The organism is Thiopseudomonas denitrificans, from assembly GCF_002866065.1.
In the GTDB taxonomy this organism is placed as follows: Bacteria; Pseudomonadota; Gammaproteobacteria; order Pseudomonadales; family Pseudomonadaceae; genus Thiopseudomonas; species Thiopseudomonas denitrificans.
On record NZ_LNJZ01000003.1, the window covers coordinates 63,209 to 77,564 of the forward strand.

General features: G+C 60.2%; 13 protein-coding genes. 3 read left to right on the top strand and 10 right to left on the bottom strand.

What is annotated here, in order from left to right:
• Positions 1-113: 113 nt before the first annotated feature.
• Positions 114-902 (top strand): arylamine N-acetyltransferase family protein, encoded by a 789-nt coding sequence (locus AR306_RS01670; RefSeq protein WP_101495823.1) that lies wholly within the window; start codon positions 114-116, stop codon positions 900-902.
• Between the two features lie 129 nt (positions 903-1,031).
• Here the strand turns inward: AR306_RS01670 and AR306_RS01675 are convergent, their stop codons facing one another.
• The 8 genes from AR306_RS01675 to dsbD form a co-directional block, all read right to left on the bottom strand.
• Complete coding sequence (locus AR306_RS01675; protein ID WP_166627869.1) at positions 1,032-1,793, bottom strand: thiosulfate oxidation carrier protein SoxY; 762 nt, start codon at positions 1,791-1,793, stop codon at positions 1,032-1,034.
• An 11-nt stretch (positions 1,794-1,804) separates the two neighbouring features.
• Positions 1,805-2,821 (bottom strand): YeeE/YedE family protein, encoded by a 1,017-nt coding sequence (locus AR306_RS01680; RefSeq protein ID WP_101495825.1) that lies wholly within the window; start codon positions 2,819-2,821, stop codon positions 1,805-1,807.
• Entirely contained in the window at positions 2,822-4,135 is a 1,314-nt protein-coding gene (locus AR306_RS01685; protein ID WP_101495826.1) for an NAD(P)/FAD-dependent oxidoreductase, read from the bottom strand.
• A gap of 12 nt (positions 4,136-4,147) precedes the next feature.
• A complete protein-coding gene (locus AR306_RS01690; RefSeq protein ID WP_206167940.1) occupies positions 4,148-4,480 on the bottom strand; it encodes a c-type cytochrome in 333 nt (110 codons plus the stop codon).
• Between the two features lie 365 nt (positions 4,481-4,845).
• Positions 4,846-5,115: a DUF4282 domain-containing protein gene (locus AR306_RS01695; RefSeq protein ID WP_101495827.1), complete on the bottom strand. Its 270-nt coding sequence runs from the start codon at positions 5,113-5,115 to the stop codon at positions 4,846-4,848.
• Between the two features lie 116 nt (positions 5,116-5,231).
• A complete protein-coding gene (gene dsbG / locus AR306_RS01700; protein ID WP_166627868.1) occupies positions 5,232-5,987 on the bottom strand; it encodes a thiol:disulfide interchange protein DsbG in 756 nt (251 codons plus the stop codon).
• Positions 5,988-6,002: 15 nt separating this feature from the next.
• Entirely contained in the window at positions 6,003-6,848 is an 846-nt protein-coding gene (locus AR306_RS01705; RefSeq protein ID WP_101495829.1) for a TlpA disulfide reductase family protein, read from the bottom strand.
• Positions 6,849-8,564 carry a protein-disulfide reductase DsbD gene (gene dsbD, locus AR306_RS01710; protein WP_101495830.1) on the bottom strand — a complete coding sequence of 572 codons (1,716 nt, stop codon included), beginning with the start codon at positions 8,562-8,564 and terminating at the stop codon, positions 6,849-6,851.
• Positions 8,565-8,756: 192 nt separating this feature from the next.
• Between dsbD and AR306_RS01715 the strand changes: the two genes are divergently transcribed.
• Positions 8,757-9,428 (top strand): response regulator, encoded by a 672-nt coding sequence (locus AR306_RS01715; RefSeq protein WP_101495831.1) that lies wholly within the window; start codon positions 8,757-8,759, stop codon positions 9,426-9,428.
• On the top strand, positions 9,415-10,755 hold the full coding sequence (locus AR306_RS01720; RefSeq protein WP_101495832.1) for a sensor histidine kinase: 1,341 nt from the start codon (positions 9,415-9,417) through the stop codon (positions 10,753-10,755). Before AR306_RS01715 ends, AR306_RS01720 begins: the two co-directional genes overlap by 14 nt.
• Positions 10,756-10,829: 74 nt before the next feature.
• Here AR306_RS01720 and gyrB read toward each other — a convergent pair whose 3' ends face one another.
• Both gyrB and recF read right to left on the bottom strand, forming a co-directional pair.
• Positions 10,830-13,250, bottom strand: a complete 2,421-nt coding sequence (gene gyrB, locus AR306_RS01725; protein ID WP_101495833.1) for a DNA topoisomerase (ATP-hydrolyzing) subunit B — start codon at positions 13,248-13,250, stop codon at positions 10,830-10,832.
• Positions 13,247-14,347 carry a DNA replication/repair protein RecF gene (gene recF / locus AR306_RS01730; protein ID WP_101495834.1) on the bottom strand — a complete coding sequence of 367 codons (1,101 nt, stop codon included), beginning with the start codon at positions 14,345-14,347 and terminating at the stop codon, positions 13,247-13,249. The genes gyrB and recF overlap by 4 nt, the downstream gene beginning before the upstream one ends.
• Positions 14,348-14,356: the final 9 nt, after the last annotated feature.

Sequence of the window (14,356 nt, forward strand, 5' to 3'; positions counted from 1 at the left end):
ATCGCTGGTGGTGGCGTGATGCATTCATCATAGGGGATGTTGCCGTCTTTGTGTGTCCTGTGTCAGGCCGGGTAGTCTGTCGCCTGCGAAGTTTTACCGGATTTGTTTTGTCGATGTCTGAAGTGGTGGTGACCATGGATTTTCTTGCCGCATATTTTGACCGCATTGGTCATCAGCCAGAGGCTGTCCCAAGCCTTGCCGGGCTGCATGCCCTGACCCGAGCCCATGCGCAGTCGATCCCTTTCGAGAATCTGGATGTCCTGCAGGGGCAGCCGATCAGCCTGGAGCCGGATGCCATCTTTGACAAGCTGGTCACCCGCAGGCGCGGCGGTTATTGCTTCGAGCAAAATGGCCTGTTCATTCGTGTGCTGAATGCGCTGGGCTACCGGGCATCCGGGCTGGGCGCGCGGGTGCGTTTGCGTTGCAAGGAACGCAGCGAGATTCCGGGCCGTACCCACCTGTTTGTGCTGGTTGAGCTGGATGGCCGCCAATGGCTGACGGATGTGGGCGTTGGCGGTTTTTCCCTGACTTCGGCACTGCTCTGGCAGGCCGGACTGGAGCAGCAGACGCCCCATGACCGGCGGCGACTGGTGCTGGAAGACGGCCGCTGGTTTCACCAGGTGTGGCAGGACGGCGGCTGGCTGGACATATATGAATTCGATGGCACGCCGATGCATGCTATCGATCAGAAAGTGGCCAACTGGTACACCAGCACCCATCCGGAATCGACCTTCATGGAACAGCTGATCATGGCGCGCGCAGCAGCGGATGGCAGCCGCCTAGCCGTGGTGGGCAACGAGTTGCGGGTGCGCAAGGCAGATGGCGAACTGGTTGCAAGCCACATAGATGATGCCGGGCTGCCGACTGTGGCGCGTGACAGATTCAATCTGCAGTGGCCATGACAGCTCCTGCTGAAGTCAGGCTTGCTGTTTCGGCCAGACCATAAAAAACACCGCCTGAAGTGGGCGGTGTTTTCACGGGATGCCGATGTGGGACGGGGCCCAAGGGAGCCCCTTGTGCTTGCAGGCTGATTACAGTGGTAGCTGACGCTTCTCCACCACTTCCTCGCCCTGCTGGTCCTGCCAGCGGAAGTCCAGCTCCTTGCCCTGCCCCTGCACCACCAGGCGCACGTAAGGGTTGGCGGCGGTGCCGTTGGCAAACTGCACTTCCAGCGCCGGTTGCTCGTCAATCGCCAGTTGCAGGCTCTGTACCAGGTTCTGCGGGATCAGACTGCCGTCGGCATCCGGGCGCAGGCCGGTTTCCATCGGGTGGTTGATCAGGGTACGCAGCTCGACCGGCTCGCCAGCCTTGATGCGTCTTGGCAGCGCGATGCGGGGGTTCTGCATGCCGGTAATTACCTCTGCATCCGGGTCGCGTACCAGGCAGCCGCTGATGGTCACCCGCACATCCTTGGCGCTGATCCAGCTGTGGCCCTGCTCGCTGACGGCCACGGCAATCACTTGCTGGCTTTCGTTCAGGCGGATGCGGGTGTTGAAGTCCGGCAGTGTCTGGTCGGACAGCAGGCGGAAGGCGATCAGCTCCGGACGCGGATTTTCCGTGGCGAACAGGTGCAGGCTGGCCAGACGGTCGCCCGGCTCCAGCTGGCCTTCAAACTGGATACCGACCGCCACGGCGGAGCCATCCTCGGACACGCTGGGCAGGTCCAGCTTGAGGCCGGCGGTTTGCGGTGTGCTGCCAGCCAGCAGTTCGGCAACCGGTGCAAACTCGGCCGGTTCGGCAGCCAGCAGGCTCAGGGGAGTGCTCAGCAGCAGGGCAAATAGCAGTCGGGACATGATCGTCTTCCTCAATTTTTCAGTAACGCAAGGGTGCACCAGGCACCGGCTACAATGCCGGCTATGGCGACCAGGCTGGTAATGGCCAGGGTGGAAAAACCGCTCAGCGCCTGTCCGTAGGTGCATCCGAGTGATAATACTCCGCCCACACCCATCAATAAACCACCGCTGAGGCTGCGCTTGAGCCGGCCCGGGCTGTCAAAGGCCTCCCAGACAAATTCGCGGGCCAGCAGTGCCCGCAACAGGGCACCGGCAAACACGCCGGCCACCAGCACAATGCCAAAACTCAGTTTGCTGCCGGTAAACAGCAGCAGGTATTGCTGGGTTTCAAATACCGGTGCCACAAAGCTGACGGACAGTAGTGGCACGGGTTCAAACTCGTCGGCACCGACCACACCGGTCAGCCACCAGCCGCTGCTGATCAGGATACCGACCAGCAGGCTGCCGACCAGATCAGGGGTCGATTGCCAGAGTGTTCTGCCCTTGAGGGCGTAAAACAGCAGACCGGCGACCAGTACCAGCCCTGCCCACAGCGGCAGGCGTGATACCGGCAGGCTGAAACGGGTCAGGTTTTCCAGCCAGACACGCAGCTCGGCCAGCAGGCCGGACAATGCCAGCCCGGCACCAATGGCCAGGCTTAGCAGGCACACCAGCGAGCGCAGGTTGCCACCGGCGGCCAGTACCAGACTGCGCCCGGTGCAGGCGTTGGCCAGCGCCATGCCGCAGCCGAACAACAATCCGCCAAACAGGATGACCGGTAGGGCCGGATTGTCCTGCACATAGATGGAGCCGGCCAGGTCGACTCCGCTATACCAGGCCAGCAGCTGACTGCTGGCTACGGCAGCGGTCATGGCCAGAGCGAAAGCCTTGAGTTTCAAATGGTTGCCCTGGCGCACATGTACCAGCCCGCGCAACAGACACAGACGGCTCCATTGCAGGAGCGCGCCCAGCAGCAGGCCAAACAGCAGGGTGCCCCACAGCATCAGCTGTTGCGGGGCATCCAACAAGGCTTCGACAAAGTCCGGCATTTAGTAACGGGTTCCCCAGGTATCGCGTGCAATGGCTTCGTACCAGCCGTGGGCGTAATCGGCCTCGGCCTTGCGGAAAGCCGGAGACGCATCCAGCGGGCTGACACCGCCACCGGGTGCCGCCACCAGCGCATTGTCCTCGACGCGGTAGACATCGGCAACCGTTATGCCGTAGTCGGGGCCTACCAGGCTGTAGCAGGTGTTGGACCAGGTCGGGTTGACCGAGTCGAAACCGGCCAATGAAGCGACAATGGCCGCTGCAACGACCTTGCCCTGGGCGTTGGCGCTGAAGCCGGACTTGGGCATAGGCGCGGCAATGCTGGCATCACCGATCACGTAGATGTCTTGCGCCTGTTCGGACTCGAAGGTCTGCGGCTTCACCGGTACCCAGCCACCGGCGTTGGTGACGCCGGCACGCTCGGCAATGAAACCGGCCTTCTGTGGCGGAATCACGTTGAGCACGGAAGCCTTGTGGCGGTTGCCGAACTCGGTTTCCACTTCCAGCTTGTTGGCGTCGACACGTACCACCTTGCCGTCATTGGACAGGCTGACCCATTCGATGCGGTCGCCATACAGCTCTTTCCAGCCCTGGGTGAACAGGCCCTGTTTGGAGAAATTGTCCTTGGCATCCAGAATCAGGATCTTGGACTTCGGCTTGTGCTTGCTCAGGTAGTGGGCAACCAGGCTGGCGCGCTCGTAAGGTCCGGGCGGGCAGCGGAAGGGGTTGTCCGGCACGCTCATGACGAAGGTGCCGCCGTCTTCCATTTCTTCCAGCTGGCGACGCAGCAGTGCGGTTTGCGGGCCGGCCTTCCAGGCGTGCGGAGCCAGCTCAGCAGCTGCCTCGTCATAACCCTCGATGGCGTTCCAGCGGAAGTCGATGCCCGGAGACAGAACCAAACGGTCGTACTGCAGGCTGGTGCCGGTGGACAGGCGCACGGTATGGGCAACCGGGTCGACATCTTCAGCGCGGGCATGAATGACGCGAACACCATAGACCTGCTTGAGTTCGTCATAGTTGTGCTCGATGGCATCCAGCTTGCGCTCGCCGGCCAGTACCAGGTTGGAGAACGGACAGGTATGGAAGGTGCGGTTCACTTCCACCAGGGTCACGTCGATGGCCGGATTGAAGCGCTTGATGTATTTGGCCGTGGTGGCACCACCAAAGCCGCCGCCGATTACCACTACGCGGCCGGCACTGCTGCTGGTCAGTGCGTTGGTGCTGCAGGCGGAAACCAGTGGCAGCAGGGAGGCGGCACCCAGCCCCTTGAGCAGGGTTCTGCGGCTTAGAGCGAAATTCTTGTCAGTGTTTTTCATGTCGGGACCCCGTTAACGGCCAAGTTTGGAAAAGTAGTTAGCCAGTGCAGCCAGCTCAGCGTCGGTATAACCGGCGGCATGACGCGGCATGACAGTGGCTTTGGGGTCTTCGCCACGCTTGAAGGCGAGCAGCTGTGATTCAAGTACGCCAGCAGGGCGGCCAGCGATGACAGGCACTGCACCACCCTGATTGCCGTCGGTGCCGTGACAGTTGGCACAGGCAGCGCTGAGTACCTGGATTTGCAGGGAGTCGGAAAGGCTTCGGGTTTCGGCTTGTGCTGTGCCGAAAGCCAGGCCGGCGGTAGCGGCCAGCAGCCAGTAGCGGGAGAGTTTTGTTGTTTTCATTGTCGTGTACCAGTGAACTTTACGAGTCAGTGGACAGACTATAAACGTGCCGGCTTAAAACCTTAAAGAATATAAAAGCATTGGCCTATGCTTTTTTGGTATATGCGGGGAGAGGTCGTGTGTCAGGATGATATTACACGGAAAATGCACCAATAGCCGTGCCGGCAAGCGGTAATGGCCAAGGGGTTTGCCTGTCGCAAAAGCGACAAACCGGGCTGGCAGGCCTGGCCTGGAGCAGCTGGTGCAGGGGTAAGGTCAGGAGCGGGGTTGAAAAATCCGGTGACGGAATGCCCGGTCACCGGATCTGGATCAGCCTGTATGTCTGTCTCAAAGCGCCTGGCGGTGGTTTGAGAGATACGGATGGATTACTCGGACTGCTCAGCCTTGTTGGCGATTGTTTTCAGGTTTTCATGGATTTTGAACAGGACAATCATGAGTTCACACCAGATTCTTGAGCCAATCGCGCCACCAATGATTGTGCCCAGTCCCATCAGTAGTTTTGTAAAAGACAAGCCGCCATAGCCGCCAAACATGACACCCAAGCCAGAAACAACCGAGAAAAACAGCAGCAACCAATACACGAATGTAATGATCTTTGGCGTAACCATGGTTTCGAAAAAGAGAATGTCTTTCATTTTTTATCCTTGAATGAAGGTTGTCAGGTTCCTGTTTGACCGGCCAGTTTCCGGCATGGGCATTCTAGTGCCGGCCGCCGGAGAAGGCCATAGCAAGCTTACATTCATTCACGGATTCAGGGTTTTGAACCGAAGATCTCGACCAGCTGTTCGCCCTGTGGAGCGCCGGGGTGCAGCTGCAGCATGCCGGTTTCATCCAGATAGAGGATGGCGGGTGTGCCACTGGCACCGACCTGGGACATCAGTTGCAGGTTGGCATCCAGCTGGGTGGCCTGCTGGTCGCTGATGGCGTTTTCCTTGGCTGGTGCCTTGCCGCTTTCGTTGTCGATCAGGGCTTTGGTCGAGTCTTTGGCTGCCAGGATGTAGGCGGCTTTCTTGCGGCTGCCCTCGCCCAGTACGCCGACCGGAATGTGCCTCAGTTCGATCTTGCCGGATTTGACCCAGGGCTGGGCATCGTTCCAGAAACGCTTGCAGTAGGGGCAGTTGGGGTCGGTGAAGACATAGACCACCTTGTCGGCCTGCTTCGAGCCTTCGGAAACCCAGTGGCTGTCTTTTTCCAGTTTGCTCCAGATCACCTTGCTTTGCGGGCGGTTGATTTTTTCGTCAATCACCGGGCTGGTCAGGTCGTTGCCGCTGGCATCCAGCAGGCTGCCGATGATGGCGTGTTGTTTGTCGCTGGTCAGGTAGATGGCCAGCGGACGGCCGTGATAAATCGCGGCATAGCCTTCCAGGCCGCCGGGAGCGTTGAAGGTATCGAGGATTTCCACGCCCTTGGCTTGCATGGCCTCAATGGGGGCCGGGTAGTCCTGGGCAGAGGCGATGCTGGCCAGTCCGGACAGTGCAACCAGTGCGGCAATGCGGGTCAGTTTCATGGGGTGTCCTTTCATTTATGGATGAGATGGTGCCGGGCGGGTGTCGGTGGTGACGGGTGCGGGTGCAATGGTGCGCATGGCATGATGCAGGCTGGCAGCCGATAGCTCGCCCAGGTGGTTGTTGCGCAGGATGCCGTCGGCATCATAGAACAGCGTTGTCGGTAATGACAGCGAGCTGACCGATTGCCCCAGCCGTGCACCGCTGTCGAGCAGCAGGTTGTCCAGCTGCAGGCCCTGTTGCTGCAGGAAACGCTCGACCTGTTGCTGGCCTTCGCCCTGGTTGACGAAGACGAAAAGGATGTCCGGGTTGGCCTGCTGGGCGGCCTGCAGTACCGGCATTTCCCGGCGGCAGGGCGGGCACCAGGTGGCCCACAGGTTGATGACCATCGGCCGGCCGCGCAGGTCGTGCAGGCTGACCGGTTCGCCTTGCAGGTTGCGTACCGAGAGGTCGGGCAGTTGCTGGCTGCTGAGCATGGCGTGCAGGATGGCGAAACCCAGCCCGCTGATTACCGCTCCGGTGGCCAGCCCGGCGGCCAGTGGAATGCGCAACACGGGCTTGCGCCACAGATACCAGCCGGCTCCGGCAAGAGCGGCCAGCACTCCGGCCAGCGGGTTGAAGCCGCCGTCACGAATATCGAGCATGCCGGCCCAGTTGCCGTTGTACTGGTCATGGTAGCGGATGACGAAGGCCAGCCGCGCCACGACAAAACCGAGCAGCAACAAGCGGAACAGGATTGGCTCAGGGTCGGCCTTGCGCTTGCGACCCAGCCACCAGCCGGTCAGCCAGGCGCACAGCAGGCCGAGGTAGAGAATGGCCAGCTGGGTCGGGATGGCCAGGGGGCCGATGTTGAAACTGAGCATTCACTCGCTCCGTGCTTGTTGCAGGTATGCAAGAAATTCGGCGGCGTTGACTTCGCCGGTGATGCGGGCACTACGCACTTCCCTGCCCTGCGGGTTGACGAAGATGATGGTGGGCGGGCCGATAATGCCGTACTCCTTGAGCAGTGCCTGCTGGGCTGCTGTGTTGTCCGTCACGTCCGGTTGCAGAAAGCGCATGCCGCTGATGGCTGCCTGTACGTCGGGCTGGCCAAATACCGTGCGCTCCATCACCTTGCAGGAAATGCACCAGTCGGCGTAGAAATCCATGATTACCCACTGGTTTTGCTCCTGTGCCTGCCTGAGCTGCTCTTTCAGTTGGGCAGGATCGGCAATGCGTACCGGCTGCTGGGTGACTGTGGCGGTTGTGCCGCCTTGCAGGTGACGCAGTGGTTGCCAGGGGTCGCTGCCACCACTGGCTGCGCCCATCAGCATGATTGAGGCCCAGACGCCGAGCAAGATGCCGGTGAAGCGGGTGAACAGAGTCCAGCCTCTTGGCTGCAGGGATGCCAGGTGTACGGCAACGGCCAGTAGTAACGCCGCCCACAGGGCCAGCACCAGGCTGTCGGGCAACAGGCCGCGCACGATGAAGATGGCGGCGGCCAGCAATGCATAGCCAAAGATGCGGTTGATATGCTCCATCCACTGGCCGGGCTTTGGCAGCCAGCGCATGCCGAAGCTCATGGCCAGCAGCAGCGGCAAGCCACTGCCCAGCCCGAGGCTGAACAGGACCAGCCCGCCCTTGAGCGAGTCGCCCGACTGGCCGATATACAGCAGCGCACCGGCGAGGGGGGCGGTCATGCAGGGACCGACCAGCAGGGCGGACAGGACACCCAGCGCGGTAGCACCCAGCAGGTTACCGCCCTTGATGTTGCGGTCGGTTTTCTGCAGCCGTTCACGGATGAACGCGGGCAGCTGCAGGCTGTACAGGCCGAACTGGGCCATGGCCAGCAGGATGAACAGGCCGGCAAAGGGCAGCAACAACCAGGGGTTTTGCAGGGCGGCGGCCAGATTGCTGCCGAGCTGGGCGGCGATGACGCCAAGTGCGGCATACACCAGCGACATGGCCACCACAAACGCAGCCCCCAGTTTTGCGCCCTGCCAGCCACCGGGCTTGCTGCCGGCAATCACGCTGCTGAGAATCGGCAGCATAGGCAGCATGCAGGGCGTGAACGCCAGCAGCAGGCCCATGGCAAAAAATGCCGCCAGGTTGACCAGCAGGCCGGCACTGGCGAGCTGTTGCGCAATGCCCAGGTCTCCGGCCAGCGCGGCGGATGTGTCCTGTGGTTGGTGGCTGGCGGCGGTCAGGCCCACTTCGGTGGTTTGCGGCGGGTAACACAGCCCGGCATCGGCACAGCCCTGCCAGGTTACCGCATGGGGCCGGGGCTGGTCGGGTGCAAGCGGCACCTGCAGGTCGGTCCGGTAGATGTAGGTCAAACCGAAGAATTCGTCTTCGTTTTCCAGGCCGTCGGGAAGGCTCAGTTCGACAGCATTGCCGTCCGCATCGACTGCGCTGATGCTGTGCCGGTACAGGTAGTGGCCGGGGGTGATGGTCCAGTAAAGGACGCTGTTGTTGTCCGGGGTTTCCAGCAGCTCCAGCTGAAAGGCTTCTTCAACCGGGAGGAAGTCTTGCTGGTTACTGAAAAACGCTTGCGCCGAAAAGCTGAAAACAAGGAGCAACAGGCTGGCCAGGTAACGCATAATCAAGTCCGTTCAAGGAAAAATACTGAAGGGTGGCGTGTTTCCGATTTGACCGCTACCCTGATCAGACAAATGTTGTATTGTCCTGCATTTACAGTCGTGATGACAGCCTTACTGTTAAGGATTAACTTAACATTAATCTATTTCTGCCAATTTTATGCCCATGAGCTTTGGCCAACGGAATGAGTACCGATGCATATTCTTTTAGTTGAAGATGATTGTCAGATTGCCGAGGGCCTGAGTGCGGGATTGTCACTGGCCAATTTTACCGTTGATCATGTCGATACCGCGTCGGCTGCCAGCCATGCGCTTGCGGTGGGCCATTTTGATGCAGTGGTGCTTGATCTGGGCCTGCCCGACCGTGACGGGCTGGACTGGCTGACCCAGTTGCGCACCAGTGGCAATGACATGCCGGTGCTGATCCTGAGTGCCCGGGACTCGGTTAGCCAGCGGGTTGACGGGTTACAGGCCGGTGCCGATGACTACCTGCTCAAGCCGTTCGACCTGCGCGAGCTGACTGCACGTTTGCAGTCCCTGCTGCGACGCACCACTGGCCGCAGTACCCACCTGATCGAACACGAAGGGCTGGTGGTGGACCCAAACCTGCTGACAGTCAGCCTGCATGGCAAGGATATCAATTTGGCCCGGCGGGAGATGATGCTGTTGCTGGCCTTTCTCAACAATCCACGCCGCATCCTGAGTGCCGAACAGCTGCAAGACAGCCTTTACGGGCTGGGTGATGGTGTGGAGAGCAACGCAATCAACGTTCACATTTATAACTTGCGCCGCAAACTCGGCAGTACGGTGATCGAGACCGTGCGTGGCCTGGGTTTCCGGCTGGGCAAGCCCAATGAGCCTGCGTAAGCGCCTGCTGTTCATCCTGGGCGGCACCTTTGCCCTGCTCTGGTCCTTTGCCGCCATCTGGCTGCTGGGCGATCTGCGCCAGGAGCTTGAGCGGGTGCTGGACCAGCGGCTGGAGTCTTCTGCGCACATGGTGGCCGGGCTGCTGGAACAGATTCCGCAGGCGTCGGTCAACCCGGCGATGAGCCCTTTCACCAACCCGTTGCTGGGCGGGCTCAAGCGCGGACTGGTCTGTCAGGTACGCACGCTGCGTGGCGAAGTGCTGGTGCGCATGCCGAACATGATCTTCTCGCAGCCGGAGGAAGAGCTGGTCGGCTTTTCCGACGCCCGGGTTGATGGTGAGGAATGGCGCACGTTTACGGTGCAACGTCACCAGATGCTGATCACCATTGGCGACCGGCTCGACGAGCGGGAACATCTGCAGCAGATCATGTTTCTGGCTGCTGCCCTGCCTGTGGTGCTGGCGCTTGTGGGCAGCCTGGTACTGATCTGGTTCGGCATCGGCCAGGGCCTTAGCCCCCTGAACCGTTTGCGCCTGCATCTGGCCGGCCGCAAGGCGGATGATCTGGCCCCGATTGACGTGCAGTCGGTACCGGTGGAGCTTAAGCCGCTGGTGGTGACATTGAATCAGCTGCTGGAGCGGCTGGGTGCTCTGCTGGAACGTGAGCGGCGTTTTAACGATGATGCAGCCCACGAACTGCGTACCCCGCTAACCGCAATCAAGACGCACTTGCAGGTGGCGTTGATGGCTGCCGGCAGCAGCCAGGGCGAAAACAGCCTGCGCAAGGCGGAACAGGCAGTCGAGCGCATGCAGGCCATGCTGGAACATCTGCTGTTGTTGTCGCGGCTGGATGTGGATAACGATCCCGGCCGTGCCGGGACACTGCCCCCGTTGCAGATTGTGCGCCAGGTGCTGGAACATCTGTTTGCACACCCGGAGTTTTCCCGTATCGAGGTCGAGAGCCACTTGCAGGAGCCCTGCCTGGCCAATGTGCCCGACCGTCTATTGGGCATGTCGATCCGCAACTTGCTGGAGAATGCACTCAAGTACTCGCCCAAGGGGGCGGTCCGGCTGACGCTGGACAGGGAAAACGGGCGTCTCTATGTGCGGGTCACCGACTGTGGCCCGGGGCTTGATCCGGAGCAGTTTGTCGATGCGCAAAAGCGCTTCTGGCGTGCCAAGGCCAGCAGCGAAGGCAGCGGGCTTGGTTTGTCGATAGTCTCTGCAGTGTGCCAGCGCTACCAGGGCGAGCTGACGTCGGTGCAGCATGCGCGCGGGTTTACCGTCAGTCTGTCGTTTCCCTGCCGGCTGGTCGGGGAGCCGGAGTGAGCGTGGCTTTGCAGTGCCGAGATGCAGGCAATAAAAAACGGACCACGAGGTCCGTTTTTTATTGGGGGTGAAGATCAGAAGTCCAGGTTGGAAACAGCCAGGGCGTTGTCTTCAATGAACTGGCGGCGCGGCTCGACATGATCACCCATCAGGGTATTGAAGATCTGGTCGGCAGCAATCGCGTCCTCGATGGTGACTTGCAGCATGCGCCGGGTTTCCGGGTCCATGGTGGTTTCCCATAGCTGCTCCGGGTTCATCTCGCCCAGCCCCTTGTAGCGCTGCACGACCAGACGGCGGGAGCCTTCGGCCATCAGCCAGGTCAGGGCTTCCTTGAAGCTGGAAACCTTCTGTTTGCGTTCGCCACGCATGACGTGGGCACCCTCTTCCAGCAGCTCGTTGAGCTGTGCAGCCAGCGCCGCGACGCTGGCGTAGTCATTGCTGGAAAAGAACTCCTTTTTGAAATGCACGCGGTCTTCGACACCGTGGGCCCGGATGATCACACAGGGATACCAGCTGCCGGTCTCGCTGTCCTGACACACTTCAGCGCTGTATTCGGTGCCGGAGCGTACGACGGCGGTCAGGCGTTCGTTAAGGGCGGCAGTCCACTGCTGCACCTGCTCGGGGCTTTGCAGCGCATCTTCAGACAGCTGGGGCAGGTCCAGGAACTGCTCGGTGATGTCCTGCGGGTAGACGCGTGACAGGCGCTCCAGAGTTCTCATTACGCCACGGTATTCCTGTACCAAGGCTTCCAGCGCGGTACCGGACAGGCCAGGGGCGTTTTCGTTGACATGCAGGCTGGCATCTTCCAGTGCGGCCTGGGTCAGATACTCCTCCATCGCCTCGTCATCCTTGATGTATTGCTCCTGCTTGCCGCGCTTGACCTTGTACAGCGGGGGCTGGGCGATATAGATGTAGCCGCGCTCGATCAGCTCGGGCAGCTGGCGGAAGAAAAATGTCAGCAGCAGCGTGCGGATATGCGAGCCGTCGACGTCGGCATCCGTCATGATGATGATGTTGTGGTAGCGCAGTTTGTCGATGTTGTATTCGTCACGACCGATGCCACAACCGAGTGCGGTGATCAGCGTACCGACTTCCTGGGACGAGATCATGCGATCGAAACGGGCCTTCTCCACGTTGAGAATCTTGCCCTTGAGCGGCAGGATGGCCTGGGTTCTGCGGTTGCGGCCCTGTTTGGCAGAGCCGCCCGCAGAGTCACCTTCCACAATGTAGAGTTCGGACAGTGCCGGGTCTTTTTCCTGGCAGTCGGCCAGCTTGCCGGGCAGGCCGGCGATGTCCAGGGCACCCTTGCGACGGGTCATTTCGCGGGCCTTGCGCGCTGCTTCACGGGCGCGGGCGGCGTCGATCATCTTGCCGACAATCGCCTTGGCTTCGGCCGGGTTTTCCAGCAGATAGTCGGCCAGGTACTTGCCCATTTCCTGTTCGACGGCGGTTTTCACTTCCGACGAGACCAGACGGTCCTTGGTCTGCGAACTGAATTTGGGGTCGGGCACCTTGACCGAAACAATGGCGGTCAGCCCTTCACGGGCGTCGTCACCGGTGGTCGCGACCTTGTCCTTTTTGGCCATGCCTTCGGCTTCGATGTAGTTGTTCAGGTGACGGGTCAATGCGGTGCGAAAGCCGACCAGGTGGGTGCCGCCGTCGCGCTGTGGAATATTGTTGGTGAAGCACAGCAGGTTTTCGTTGAAACCGTCGTTCCACTGCATGGCCACTTCGACGCCGACGCCATCTTCTTCGCGGTAAGCGGAGAAGTGGAAGACCTGGTTGATGGTGGTCTTGTTGGTGTTGAGGTAGTCAACAAAGGCTTTCAGACCGCCTTCGTATTTGAATAGCTCTTCCTTGCCGGTGCGTTCGTCCTTGAGACGGATGCCGACACCGGAGTTGAGGAATGACAGCTCACGCAGGCGCTTGGCCAGAATTTCCCAGCTGAACTGGATGTTCTTGAAGGTATCTGCCGAGGGCTTGAAATGGATGCAGGTACCGGTCTTGTCGGTGTCGCCAATCGGCTGCATCGGCGCCTGGGGCTCGCCATGATGATAGGTTTGCTGCCATACCTTGTTCTGGCGGCGAATGGTCATCACCAGCTCTCTGGACAAGGCGTTGACCACCGAGACACCGACACCGTGCAGGCCGCCGGATACCTTGTAGCTGTTGTCGTCAAACTTTCCGCCGGCGTGCAGTACGGTCATGATGACTTCGGCAGCGGATACGCCCTCTTCCGGGTGAATGTCGACCGGAATGCCGCGGCCGTTGTCCTGTACGGTAATGGATTCGTCCGGGTGAATGGTGATGGAGATCTCGTCACAGTGCCCGGCCAGGGCTTCGTCAATCGAGTTGTCGACCACCTCGAACACCATGTGGTGCAGGCCGGTGCCGTCATCGGTATCACCAATGTACATGCCCGGGCGTTTGCGGACGGCATCCAGCCCTTTCAGTACCTTGATGTTACTGGAGTCATAGGTGACATTTTCGCTCATTCGGTTACTCCGGATTCTTTAATGTGGCCATGTTCCACGTGGAACATGCTGACGGGCGTGTCCTTGCGCCAGTCGTGATTCAGGCTGTCTGGATCGGTGCCGGTGATGAATACCTGGCAATCCAGTTGTTCAAGCAAACAACACAGGGCTTTGCGATGTGTCGGATCCAGTTCGGCAGTCAGGTCGTCGACCAGATAAACGCATTGCTGCCCCATCGACTCTGCCAACAAGTGCCCCTGGGCAATTTTGAGGGCGCACACCACCAGTTTCTGTTGTCCGCGAGACAGTATGTCCATTACGTTCTGTTGGCCGATACGCAAGCGCAAGTCGGCTCTTTGCGGCCCGGCCTGGGTGTGGCCGAGCTGCCTGTCCCGCTGGATCGAATCGTCGAGCACTTGCTGCAGGCTCTTGTCCTTGTCCCAGCCACGGTAATAACTAAGGCTCAGGCCGGGCAGATCGATCAGCCCGGACAGGGTACGAGTGAAGACGGGCTTGAGACGGCGGATGTAGTCTTGACGAAACTGGTCTATCTGTTCGCTGGCGGCACAGAATTCGAGGTTCCATGCCTGTAAGCTCTGGTCGTCGATTATAGCATGGCGTAACAGTGAGTTCCGTTGTTTCAGGCTGTGCTGCAGGCGTTGCCACCAGTGCATGAAGGAATGTTCCACGTGGAACACTCCCCAGTCGAGGAACTGGCGGCGTATTTTCGGGGCGCCTTCCAGCAGGCGGAAACTTTCGGGATTGATCAGCTGAACCGGCAGATGACGTGCCAGCTCGGCCATGCTGCGGATGTTTTCGCCGTTGATGCGGATCTGGATATCGGCCTGGCGATTGCGGCTTACACCAATGCCCAGTTCGTCACCGGAGGCGGTGGTGATCCGGGCGAAGGCCAGAACCTGTTCCTGGTCCTGCTGGATCATGGGCTGGATGCGGGCGCTGCGGAACGAGCGTGCCAGGGCGAGAAAGTAGATGGCTTCCAGAAAGCTGGTTTTACCGCTGCCATTGCAGCCGTATAGCAAGTTGATGCGGGGTGAAGGGTCAAGGGCGACAGGTGCAAGGTTGCGCACACCTGTCGCCGTGAGGTGACGAATGGTCATTCGGGTTTT